The following is a 12,245-nucleotide window of genomic DNA, read 5'->3' on the forward strand; positions in this document are numbered from 1 at the left end:
TTTCAGGAGTGCAAATGTATGCTCTTACATCATATCTTCAAAATTTATTTATCAAAAACCTTCATTTTTCTCTCTTAAAACACCCAAATCAATCAGGAAACCCGCTTCAGCTTATAAGGATACACCTTCCCCGACGCCCACTGTGCCACATATAAATTATGATCCCGATCCACACACACATCATGCGGATGTACAAAAATCTTATCTGCCTGGTACATCGGTTGCAGCTGACCATCTATATATACCGGCTCACTCCCCCCTATATTACTCACCACCTTATTGTCCTTATCCAGGATCGTCACAAAACCACTCCCCTCCTTATTCATATCCGGCGATCGCAATACCGCCGCATATAACAACTCTCCCTGCACCACCGGCCGGCATACACACGCACCAGGAAGATGAATGATATCCAGCAACTTCCCCTCCTGCGAAAACCGCTTAAAACAATTCCTTGTACGGTCAGTAACCAACAGAGACCCATCTTTACTACGCGGATCCAGCAAAATACCATGCGCATTATCAAGATGCTCATCCCCTACTCCACGCCCACCAAAATAATTTAACAGCTCCCCCTTGCTATTGTAATGCAAAATGTATTGCTCACCATAACCATCTGCTATAAATATAGCACCATTAGGCCCTATTGTCGTCTCTGTAGGTACGAATTTCTCTGCCTGCGCATACAGCTTGCTGTCAAGCGGCGCCTGAATAGTCATTAATATTTCCCCCTTCAGCGTGGTTTTATATACCTGGTGCTTCACAGTATCCGTGATATATAAATATTCTGTACCATTTTCATCATGGATCGTCAAACCATGTGCGCCGGGAAAGGCGTGCCCCCATGCTTCGAGCAACTGTCCCCTCGTGTTATAAATGAGCACATTGTTCTTCGTTTCATTGGTCAGTAAAAAAATACGCCCTTTTTTATCCTGCACCATTTCATGACAATCATTCACCGGGTATTGCTGCGGGCTGCATTTACTCCAGGCATTATCAAGGGTATACTGAACATGATTATGACCATATACAGGTCCTTTATCACGTGCAAAGAGATCCCTGGTCAACAAGACCCCTCCCAGTGTCAAGCCTGTATTGCGGATAAAATTACGACGGGAAAAATTTGTCTCAGTCATGTTTTGCTTCATATAACGTGTTTGTTGATGGCTCAATTTTGAGCGATTCGAGGTAAGCGCGCTTTACAATCACTGCAGTTTTGTGATCACCGGTATGACTCCACCCGGGCGGCATGAAAATATAACGAACCTTATTCATTAGTCCCGGTGCTCTCCAGACATCCAATGCCAGGTAGTAAAACTCGCCGAAGTATACATCAAAGAAATTACGGTTATTCACGTTGCGCGTTACGCCGTATTGTATCGGCTCTTTCGGATCTTCATACTGAAATGTACCAAAAACTTTATCCCAGATGTTCAACAGGTTGCAAAAGTTGGTGTCCATATAAAGCGGGTTCCTTGCATGATGCACCCGATGATGTGAAGGTGTGAGTATCCACTTATTCAGAAAACCCAAACGTCCGTTCTTCAGAATGTTTTCGCCCACATGAATAAATCCACCCCAGAAACCGTCAATGAACATAATAAAAAACAACAGCGGCGGATTAACACCTAACAATATACACACGGTGGTACGAATGATGTCGGCATAAGCGCCCTCCAGAAAAAAATGCGCATAGCTCACAGACAGGTTCATCGTCTGCGGCATATGATGCGTGGCATGCAGGCACCAGAAAAGACGGACTCTGTGCCCCCAATAGTGATACAGGAAATGACCGAATTCCCAAACGATATAGCCATAGATCAGCCAATACCACGTAAAGGTAGTTTTGAAAAGCGCATATTTTTCAAATACGCCAATGCAAAAAGCGATGGCTGCGATAGAAAGAAAACGACCAATAACGCGGTTAATAACAAATATTAAAAACGGCATACGGTAATCTTCTATCTTGAACCGCTTATACACCAGCGCACGCGTAATTTCAATCAATAAAAGAAAAGGAAGCACTGGTGATACTGCACCTAAAATGCCGTTCAGTGTAAGCAGGCTCTGGTAATTACCCGTACGGTACATTTCGAGCAGGGCATTTAAGCCCATGAAACCTATAAGTTCTTCATACAATGTGTGGAACAATCCCATGCGCGAATATTTAGTAATGGTAAACTACTAAAATATCAATAGATAGTTCCCCGCCAGGCGCGTTTTTGAAAGATCCTGACAGAAATATGAAAAACTTCAAACATAAGCTGCATACATATCAGCGAGTATGTATGGTGTTAGTACGCTTACGGGGCCGGCGATTGGTTAATTCCCTCAGTGCATCCGTTGCAATCCATCTGGCAGATTTACTATCCTGCAGTAAAATTCGTTCTGCACATTGTATCGCCAATGGCAGCAATGTATCATTTCGTTTACCGATCTGCCGCAATGCCCAGTTAACGGCCTTCTTTACAAAGTTGCGTTGATCGCATGCCTCGCGTTCTATAACGGGAAAGAATTGAATAAAGACCTTGTCATCCGCTTTCTTATCATGTACTGCTAAACCAGCCATCAATACAAAGCCGGCGCGTTTTATAAACTCCTCTTTATGATGACTCAACTCCAGTGCCTTTGCGATCGCATAGGGTGTACGGTCAAACAGGTTTCCGCACGTCTGATCGCAAACGTCCCAGCTCGTAAAATCCTTTGCCCAGCTGTCAATTAACTGAGGAGTGACCTGCTTCGGATCCGCCACCAATGATGCCAGTATACGTGCCTCATGTATATGGGTATTCCAGAGACGCAAGGCAAGATGATGGTCTTTCTTTATTATTTTTGCCAATGACCGGATCTCAGGCAGTTTAACGCCCAACGCCTTTTCATTGTCAATTCCAAAACGCTTCATGCCCGCATGGTATCTGGCATCTGCCTTTTCTTTCAGCAGGTCTATTATTGCGTTAACGTCGTCCATTATCTTATAATTGCCTATAAAATTAGGGAGTTGCTTTATCTCCAGCAAAATGGTTCCGCCTTTGATATATTTTTGTTTTATTTATACAAAACCCGGTTATGAAACATGCGCTTTTACTGATACTTTGTTCCTGCTATTCTTTTAAGCCTGTTTTTCCCGACGAAACGATTGTGAGTGTACTACGCAGGCAGGTACTTTCAGCCGCCTCATGGGCCCTAAAACAGGCTCCTGTGACAGTTACGTCAGCATCCTGCAATCGCAGTGCCGGGGGATTACATGACTTTTATTCTGAAGGTGATTATTGGTGGCCAGTACCGGGTCATCCGGATAGTCCTTATGTGCAAAGAGATGGAATGACCAACCCCGCGAACTTTGTGGCACACCGGCTGGCTATGATCCGGTTTAGTTGTATCGTGGGCGCACTGGCATCGGCATATCGTATAACAGGAGATAGTAAGTATGTACTCGCAGCGCAACGACACCTGAAGGCCTGGTTTACCGATCCGGCCACATGCATGTATCCTGACCTGCTATATGCACAGGCGATCAAAGGCCGGTTTACAGGTCGGGGAATCGGGATTATTGACACGATACACCTGATGGAGGTAGCACAGGGAGTGTTAGTGATGCAGGATGCGGCGGTATTCGACAGGGAGTTATTGGCAGGCGTCAGGAAATGGTTCCGGGAGTATCTTCAGTGGCTGACAAGTCATCAGTACGGGAAAGATGAAATGAATGCCAAAAATAATCATGGTACCTGTTGGGTCATGCAGGTGGCAGCTTTTGCACGTTTGACGGGAGATAGCGTATTATTGCAATTTTGCAGGAAACGATATATGGAGGTACTGTTGCCCGGACAAATGGCAAAAGACGGAAGTTTTCCGCTGGAACTGGCACGTACAAAACCCTATGGATATTCATTGTTTAACCTGGATGCAATGGTGATGATCTGCCAGATCTTATCTGATAGTCATAATGACCTCTGGCATTTTCAACTACCGGACGGCCGGAGTATCAGGAAGGGAATTGAATATATGTATCCCTATGTGGCAGATAAACATAAGTGGCCATACAAGGCTGATGTGATGTATTGGGATGAGTGGCCGGTTGCACCACCTTTTTTGGTGTTTGGAGCGAATACCTGGAAACAGAAAGATTGGTTCGATACATGGAAGCGACTGGATCATCAGCCGGAGCATAGTGAGGTAATAAGGAACTTACCAATAAGATATCCGTTGATATGGTTGTAGATCGTAGCTATGTAAATAAACAATACGGCAGATGCCTGCAGGGGATCACTGTGTACCGTTTATAAAACTCATACCCGTGTATGGGCACTGCGAGCTATTTACGTCAATCACCGCTCATTAAAGAGGCCGCCTCAATTAGTATTGCAGGCGGCCCTTTTTTATGGATTTGGGGGCGACAATGAATGAAATATCAATAAGGTCAGCTAACATGAATTCCTGTTAAAACAAGGTACATTTCGAAGCAGGCTAATGAATAATACCGTGTGGTTACACATTTACCCATAAGAGATTACCGGGTAAATATCCCCGCAGACTTGCTGGCAAGAACTGCGGGGTTGCAACCGCTACGTTACAATTCTTTTTTCTCTATCATCTTTGCATCACGTGTATTCTTCTGTACAGCAATGGCTGAAAACATGCTTAAGCAGAAAGCCATCGCATAAAAACCTTTTTCACTTAACGTCATGCCTGCGTTCCAAAGACCAATGGTCAGTAACAGCATGGCAGCGATAGTGGCAAACCAACTTAAACCGTAGTAAAGGTCCGTCACAGCAATACCCTCCGCCCTATCCCTGACACTCTTTTGTACAGAGACTACCGAAAACAAGCCAAATAATAAAATGGTCAAGTAGTAGCCTTTCTCGTTCAATTGCATATTTGCATTCCACAAACCAATACAATATCCTGCAGCGCCTATCAGTAATGCAAACCAGGAAGCGCCTATAAATGCGCCGGTCGGTTTAAATGGGTTTCTGGCATTTTCGCCCTGTTTGATACTATATAAATTTTCTTCTGTTCTGTTTTGTAGCGGTTCCATATAATTTGATTTTGTGATGATGAAACAAATGTCGGGGAGAAAACAGAACTGAAAAAAACAGAATGGGCAAATTACTGACGATATATTTTTTTATTTTAGTGGTAATTACAGTCGATACCTTTATTTTTATGGACGCACTATCAGAATTGGTAAATCTATTAAATGACAATGAAAAACAATCATTTAGACAGTTTTTACTACAAAAGAACAAGCGGTCTGATGTAAAAAACCTCGCATTGCTTGATTTGATAGAAACTGACGATATAAAAGGGCTGAATAAGCTCTATGAATCCGCGAAAAATAAGGATGCATACCATGCCTTACGCAAAAGGCTGCAGGATAACCTGCTCCTGTTTCTATCGCAGAAAACTTTCGAAAACCGGCATTCTGACACCTACGACGCCCTGCGACTAGTTGTGGTGAGCCGGTTTTTATTAGAAAATGATGTCGTCAAGGTTGCATTCAAGTGTCTGGACAAAGCGGAACGGCTGGCTGAACAGTCGGAGCAGTTTAATTTACTGAACGAGCTATTGCTCTTAAAATTACAGTATGCGCACCTGCCGGGAGCGGAAAAACTGGATGTTCTAACCACCCGCTTCCTGCAGAACCAGGAACATATGCAACGGGAAGCCAAACTGAATATGGCTTATGCCTTTCTGAGACAAGAGTTGCAAGAGATCCACCTGAAAGGAAAGATTGTCAACTTAACATCATTGATGATTGCGACGACCCGGAAATACAAAATTGCCGTTCAGGAACTGATGACTTATAAATCCATCTACCAGATCCTGTTCATTGCCAATGAATATGCCGCAATACAGCAGAACTACGGACTGATAGAGCGCTATATTAACCGGACCAATCAATTTATACAGGACCAGGGCCATAAAAAACAGACCAACCTCTTTTACCATATCTCCATCTTATACCTGTTGGCGAACTTCCACCTGAGGAGAAAGGATTTTATCCGCAGCACAGGGTATCTTAAGGATATGAAGGATTTGATGGTGACAGATAACCGTTATCAGGCGCTTTTTTATTTACGTTACCAGCTACTTTCCTCGCTCAACCTGTTCTTTACTAACAATCCGGATGAGGCTATCGCGGCACTACAGGAATCGCTTTCTCATACAGTGCATCCTTTGAAACCAGAAGATGTCGAGGATATCCGGGTATGTCTGACGATGTTTCTAGCACTATGTAATGACCAGAAAAGCCTGAAACAATTGTCTTTATTGACGCGCACAGACGCGTGGTACGAGAAGAGAATGGGCATGCTGTGGACAATCCGAAAAAACCTGATGGAGATTTTGGTGCACGCACAATTTTCCAATACCGAGCTCGCCATGTCAAGGCTGGTTAGTTTTCGAAGACGGTACAAGAAGTATCTGCAAAAAACTTCGGAAGAACGGGTATTATTGTTTTTGAAACTGGTAGAAAAATATTTACAGCAGCCAGATGTGGTGCATGAACTATCCTATAAAGAAGCAGTGCTACATCTCCTGGAAAAAGAAGAGAATAATGATATTTTTTCCCTGATTTTTATTGGATGGCTATTAGCAAGATGGGAGAAAAATATGGGGTATAAAGTAGTGCTGAAATTGATTAAAAGAAGCCCATTTTCTGTTGAGTGATTGCTAGTTTAAAAAGAGATTGTCTCAAAAATAATCTGGAAGCCTTTTTACGAAATTCGTTTTTTCATACAACCAGATAATTTTATTTTTGAGACAACCGTTGTGTAATTATTTAAGCCGGCAGCAACCCATTTTTATAGGATGGCTCACAAGCATCTGCATCCGCAGACAATTTATCCAGATCAGCGACAATTTCAATTACATTATCGGACTACTGCGACAAATCCTCCCCTTGGCAAACATTTTATACTAAGCGTTTCTTTACCTGTATAAGAGACATTTTTCACATTGAAAGAATGATCATCTTTCCCATCCATGATGATCTGCAGCGTTGCCTTTCCCTTTTTTATCCTGTCAAGATTGATCACCAAGTCCTGGGTAGTGTCCTTTCCATTTAAACCACCGATATACCAAACCTTTCCTTTTCTCCTTGCAATAACCACCTTCTCCCCCGGATAACCATCTAATAACTGTGTATCATCCCAGGTTACAGGAACATGCTTCAAAAAATCCTTAGGCACTGGGGGTAAGCTATCATAAGACGAAGGCTTGTCAGCAAAATGTTGAAAGCCTGACTCAAACACCACAGATAAGGCCAGTTCATGTCCGAAAGAAGTGATATGAGGATGTTGGCTATTGGAAAATGTAACAGGGGTATAGTCCATAGAACCGACTACATTACGTGTAAATGGTAAGGTTGTATTATGCCTCGCTGCTTTATCAGTCAATACCGGGAGGTTATTATACCATTCAGCACCATATACAGCTTCGGTAGTCATGAGATTAGGATAAGTCCTTGCCCATCCGCGGGGCACTGTCGCGCCATGGAAATTAACCATAAGATGGTAACTGGCAGCATCTTTCAGCAGCTCGATGTAATACTTATTCATGTCCTGTTCATCTCCTGCAAAGAAATCAACTTTTATTCCGCTGACACCCATTTCCTTCAGCCAGGTAAATTCCTTCCTGCGTTTATCGGCATCCAGCAAACGGTCTGCGGGAGTCGCTCCCAGCCAGGAAGTACCGGAATTATACCATAGCAGGACCTTTACCCCTTTGGATGCAGCATACCTGATAGCATCTGATATATTACCGCCATTTGTCATTACGTCCCATTCCCAGTCAATCAATGCATAGGGCCACCCCATTTCCTTTGCAAAATCAATGTATTCAACTGTTCTTTTATAATCTTTCGACCCATGATTGTAGGCCCAGTAGATCCAAGATACCGCTCCCGGCCGGATCCAATCCGTTTCTTTTAATTTATTGGGCGCACTTACATCGGTTATTAATGTAGAAGACACAATATTGCGCAAAGGACCGATTATAAAAGTATGCCACTGGGAAGTCCATGGCAAAGGTGTCATGACGCCCACCTGTTTAAAACTGTCTCTTGCCCCGGGATAGGTGACTACATATTCATTCGGTTTTTCTTTATTATTTAGCCTGGCACCACAGTTATATTCAGACATGTTTGCTTCGGAGATTAACACCCATGTAGAATCGTTCTTTACTTTGTATAATGCAGGAAGTCCCCATTCATGGTCTTTACTTCCCGCACCATTGTTATTCAGAGAATAAAAGTCTTCGTAAGCAGGCGTATAAGGCTGCATCCACCTGGAGGTACTGTCGGGTAAAAGATAGGTAGTACTTTCTCCGGTTACATTTACCAGTGAGTCTGAATGATCCGGAAATTCATAACGGAAAGCAACGCCATCATTGTAGGTCCTGAACACGATATTCAAATGCTGGTGATTGGAGTTGGAAAATTTAAAGATCCGTTGCGTTCCTGTATTGCTACAATTCATCCTTTTACCAGTTAGCATCTGGTAAGTGTCCTTTATCACTTCTGGTTCAGATACATCATCTAATTGAAGTCCGGCCGCGAATGACTGATCTCTACGAATAACACCCAGTGACGATACGGGTAATACCTCCCGACCTTTATAACTAATACTGAATGAAGGTTGTGAACCTGTGTGAACGACTACTTTGAGATTGCCGTCGGGAGATTGAACTGTCTGCGCATTGCAAAACAATGATGCACATTCAATCGTCATCAAAATGAACAAGTATTTCATAACGATTCTGTTATACTGGAGTTGTATCAAAAACAAAAAGATAACGATACTATAAGCTTAAATGAAAAACAGCTATTTCCTTTGTCGCCATTTCAGCTGAAAACTGAATACATCTATTCAGTTAATCTAATACGCTCTTTTCTTAGCATGAATGTTATAGATTGATCAGACGGCTATGTTGGGCGTGTGCTGGTCAATAGACCAAATTTAGCCTGAATTAACGACCGGCTGCTTAATCAAAGTAGACTTTTCTTTATACAAATCAGACCTTTAACGATAGGAACGCAGATGATGTATATATGAATAAACTGGTTGAATATGATTCAACCTTTTGCATTACCTGGATTCTTTTATGGTACGTCCATCCAGATAGTGCCCTTTACAGGGCTATAGTTAAGCATTTTATTCGTCTGGCTTTCAGGCCCCATTTGTGCCGCGTCCTGGAACTTGGTACCAATAGGAGAAATGGCGTTCAAAAATCCGATATCGCCATCAGGAAAGGCGGGACTGGTATTGTTATTGGCAGCGCCTTTGGGTGGCTGTGGCTTGAACACCTGTAAGAACGTGCCCGCGTTTCCAACATAAAAGGTAATGGGTTGTTCGGTGGTATAAAAGGTGGCATGATATACATTGGCATGATAGCCTTTAAACTCAGGATATACCCAGCTTTCACCGGTCACAGTATTATTGTAGTCTTTATACCAGCTGCCAAATAAATTTCCCTGTAGACGGTTCTTCCATACACGATAGGGCCCGTCCCCCTGCCATGATAGTCCTGTTACCTGCTCTTCGGGATAGCGGAAAGTGATACCATTAAAGGCAACGTCTCCTTTAAAACTATAACTGTAATCCAGTTTTACCGGCACACCGGGCCGGAAGGTCCATTTTACCTGCAAAAAGCCATTGCCTTCATACCTTGCATAAACAAAGAATCCACTTGAATCAGCACCTGACCGGAATTCCTGTAGTTGTTGCTGAAAACCGGCCAGCACCGGACCACCACTTAAGGAGATCTTTCCTTTTGGTGTTCGTATCTGTAATAATAGTCCACTGGTACGACTAAAATAATAGACGCCCTTGCCGTTATCTACCGCCAGGGTATCGTTGTCTTTCACCAGCTTCACCTTTCCAACAGGTGACGGAAATTGCTTTACCACATCGGCCGGCGATTGCAATGGCCAGCTACGGGCAATGATTTCACGGCCGGTCTGATCCCAGGCTATCACCTCTAAGGCATCTGCCTCCTGCCAACCTGCAGGTAGCTGTAGTGATAAAAAGCCTTTCGTATGTGGCGCCAGATCAGGTGCATTGATTTTACCGGAGGCGACTGTATCTGTCTGACCTCTTTTCCCGGGTGGCGGGAAACGCAGCAATTGCCAACCAAATCGGCATTCGGCCAATGATGTATAGTCATAGCGGTTTTCTACCGGGATAAGTCCATTTAAACTGTTGCTGATAAATGGTAAGGTGATATGTACCGGCGACCAGATTTCACGGATGGCATAGAAGCTCCCCTCCTTTTCGCGGTGTGGTCCTACAATGCCATCAGGGGCATGATTGCCGTCGGTGTCAATCCAGCCATTTTTATCGGTACGCACCAGACCCTCATCTGCAAACGCCCACAGGAAACCACCCGCTCCACGGGGATGCAGCAACATACGTTCCCAGAAATCGGCAAGTCCCGCCCCCATACCCCCATCGTACAGGCCGTGCATAAACTCAGTAGGCAAATAAATATCCTGATCATATAAACTTGCATTCACGAGATAATTAAAATCCGGGTAGTGTTTAGTATCCACATTATTATACCTTTCCCAGGGGTGCAATACCGGGCGTTGCTGTGGATCATACATCGCATAGTCGCCATCCAATGCCCGGTTAAAGCCACCTTCATTACCATTGTCCCATACAATTATAGATGGGTGGTTTACATCCCGCTCTACCAACTCCTTCACTAATTTGTGACCTATCGTCGTATCATAGGCGGCCTGCCAGCCAGTCAGCTCGTCCAGCACGAATAGCCCCAGTGAATCACAGACATCCAGGAAATGAACATCCGGCGGGTAATGCGACATTCTCACCGCGTTCATGTTCATATCCTTTATGAGATTTACATCCTGGATGCTGATTGCTTTGCTAAGTGTTCGCCCTGTTTCAGGCCATGCGCTATGCCGGTTAACACCTTTTAATATCACCTTCACATCATTTACATATATCCCATCGTGCGGTCTTACTTCCATGGTGCGGAAACCAAATGATTGTCTGACGCGGTGTATTGTCTGGTTACCCTTTTTAATTTCTATCACCGCCTGGTAGCGATTGGGTGTTTCGGCACTCCATGTTGCCGGATGGTCAATAGATTGTTGCAGCGTATATGTGCCGGTATTATTTCCAGGGATAGTTACTGCTTCTTTCACTACATTCCCATCCATTGTCTGTACCTGCGAGCTGATCGTATAATTAGCAGGCAGAGCGGTCGTAGAGACATGTACAGTAAACAGCCCTTTTGCGGTGGCATCGATCGCAACACCCTCGATGTGGACGATCGGCTTTACTTCCAGGAACACAGGCCGATAGATGCCACCCAGTATCCAGAAATCACCGTTGCGCTCTGCGTTGTTAACGCTCTTGTTAGCAGACATCTTATTGACCTTCACTTCCAGCAGGTTACTGCCATTGTGCAACAATTTACTGATGTCATATCGGAAACGGTAAAAACCTCCCTGGTGAACAGGCCCCGCGAGCTTGCCGTTTATTTTCACTTCCGTATCCGTCATCACACCGTCAAAGACTATACTCACCTGCCTTTCACGCCAATTTTCAGGAGCAGTAAACCTGTAACGATACAAACCCTGCTCATCGGCTTTTATCTTGTCGTGGCCATAGTTGTAGTTTCCAAAACCCTGTTGTTCCCAGTTGGAGGGAACAGCAATAGCCGTCCATTGGCCATGGCGCTGCCCACCCGTACAGTAGAAGTCCCAGTCAACAGTATGATCTTTATCTGTGCCTGAAAGGTATATATATTGGCTTTCCTGGGCGAAGGTTGTCTGCAGGCAAAACAAACAGGTAAACATCAATAGGGTTCGTACTGACATAAGCGGAATTTTATAATGGTACCAAAAATAGAAAAAGAAACGGGGTTTTAAAATATTGTGGAGTAACAAAACGTATGGGCTATTATTTCGTTCATGATATCTCTCACTCATGGAGAATGTATTTCCTTTATAATTTGGCTGGCTGACTCTTTTTGTATTGCCGAAAGTCGTGGGTACCCCGTTTCTGATATTTTGTCTAATAACTGGTACTTCATCCATCGCTGGTCGAAAACAGCTGCTGAAATGTTGGTTATGTTATTAAAAAAATCCTACCGGTTATCAGCCTAAAACTGCCAGATAAGCAAATAATTGCTCAGCATATAGGTAGGTACCTTTTTTTTACTAATTTTAATTTTACTAACAATAGGAAAACGTTTGCAAATGCATATGACATAGGGTT

At 43.7% G+C, this 12,245-nt stretch carries 8 protein-coding genes; 2 read left to right on the top strand and 6 right to left on the bottom strand.

What is annotated here, in order from left to right:
• Window positions 1-92: 92 nt before the first annotated feature.
• The 3 genes from ABDW33_RS24085 to ABDW33_RS24095 form a co-directional block, all read right to left on the bottom strand.
• A complete protein-coding gene (locus tag ABDW33_RS24085; protein WP_343692655.1) occupies window positions 93-1,136 on the bottom strand; it encodes a 6-bladed beta-propeller in 1,044 nt (347 codons plus the stop codon).
• Entirely contained in the window at window positions 1,129-2,157 is a 1,029-nt protein-coding gene (locus ABDW33_RS24090) for a sterol desaturase family protein (protein WP_343692656.1), read from the bottom strand. The genes ABDW33_RS24085 and ABDW33_RS24090 overlap by 8 nt, the downstream gene beginning before the upstream one ends.
• Before the next feature lie 118 nt (window positions 2,158-2,275).
• Window positions 2,276-2,968 (bottom strand): DNA alkylation repair protein, encoded by a 693-nt coding sequence (locus ABDW33_RS24095; RefSeq protein ID WP_343692657.1) that lies wholly within the window; start codon window positions 2,966-2,968, stop codon window positions 2,276-2,278.
• Window positions 2,969-3,066: 98 nt separating this feature from the next.
• On the opposite strand from ABDW33_RS24095, the gene ABDW33_RS24100 reads away from it, so the two are divergent.
• Window positions 3,067-4,218 carry an alginate lyase family protein gene (locus tag ABDW33_RS24100; protein ID WP_343692658.1) on the top strand — a complete coding sequence of 384 codons (1,152 nt, stop codon included), beginning with the start codon at window positions 3,067-3,069 and terminating at the stop codon, window positions 4,216-4,218.
• A gap of 349 nt (window positions 4,219-4,567) precedes the next feature.
• On the opposite strand, the gene yiaA is transcribed toward ABDW33_RS24100, so the two are convergent.
• Complete coding sequence (yiaA, locus tag ABDW33_RS24105) at window positions 4,568-5,035, bottom strand: inner membrane protein YiaA (protein ID WP_343692659.1); 468 nt, start codon at window positions 5,033-5,035, stop codon at window positions 4,568-4,570.
• Window positions 5,036-5,163: 128 nt separating this feature from the next.
• Between yiaA and ABDW33_RS24110 the strand changes: the two genes are divergently transcribed.
• On the top strand, window positions 5,164-6,669 hold the full coding sequence (locus tag ABDW33_RS24110) for a hypothetical protein (RefSeq protein ID WP_343692660.1): 1,506 nt from the start codon (window positions 5,164-5,166) through the stop codon (window positions 6,667-6,669).
• Between the two features lie 203 nt (window positions 6,670-6,872).
• Here ABDW33_RS24110 and ABDW33_RS24115 read toward each other — a convergent pair whose 3' ends face one another.
• Both ABDW33_RS24115 and ABDW33_RS24120 read right to left on the bottom strand, forming a co-directional pair.
• The gene (locus ABDW33_RS24115; RefSeq protein ID WP_343692661.1) at window positions 6,873-8,750 is read right to left on the bottom strand and encodes a glycoside hydrolase family 97 catalytic domain-containing protein; all 1,878 of its coding nucleotides are present in this window, start codon (window positions 8,748-8,750) and stop codon (window positions 6,873-6,875) included.
• A gap of 350 nt (window positions 8,751-9,100) precedes the next feature.
• Entirely contained in the window at window positions 9,101-11,845 is a 2,745-nt protein-coding gene (locus ABDW33_RS24120) for a glycoside hydrolase family 2 TIM barrel-domain containing protein (RefSeq protein ID WP_343692662.1), read from the bottom strand.
• Between the last annotated feature and the right edge of the window lie 400 nt (window positions 11,846-12,245).

This window comes from Chitinophaga sp., assembly GCF_039596155.1.
Lineage (GTDB): Bacteria > Bacteroidota > Bacteroidia > Chitinophagales > Chitinophagaceae > Chitinophaga.

What these genes read in the sequence shown, in the direction of transcription:
- ABDW33_RS24095 (WP_343692657.1), bottom strand. Translation starts at nt 2,968, where the DNA reads ATGGACGACGTTAACGCAATAATAGACCTGCTGAAAGAAAAGGCAGAT.
- ABDW33_RS24090 (WP_343692656.1), bottom strand. Translation starts at nt 2,157, where the DNA reads ATGGGATTGTTCCACACATTGTATGAAGAACTTATAGGTTTCATGGGC.
- ABDW33_RS24100 (WP_343692658.1), top strand. Translation starts at nt 3,067, where the DNA reads ATGAAACATGCGCTTTTACTGATACTTTGTTCCTGCTATTCTTTTAAG.
- ABDW33_RS24115 (WP_343692661.1), bottom strand. Translation starts at nt 8,750, where the DNA reads ATGAAATACTTGTTCATTTTGATGACGATTGAATGTGCATCATTGTTT.
- yiaA (WP_343692659.1), bottom strand. Translation starts at nt 5,035, where the DNA reads ATGGAACCGCTACAAAACAGAACAGAAGAAAATTTATATAGTATCAAA.
- ABDW33_RS24085 (WP_343692655.1), bottom strand. Translation starts at nt 1,136, where the DNA reads ATGACTGAGACAAATTTTTCCCGTCGTAATTTTATCCGCAATACAGGC.
- ABDW33_RS24120 (WP_343692662.1), bottom strand. Translation starts at nt 11,845, where the DNA reads ATGTCAGTACGAACCCTATTGATGTTTACCTGTTTGTTTTGCCTGCAG.
- ABDW33_RS24110 (WP_343692660.1), top strand. Translation starts at nt 5,164, where the DNA reads ATGGACGCACTATCAGAATTGGTAAATCTATTAAATGACAATGAAAAA.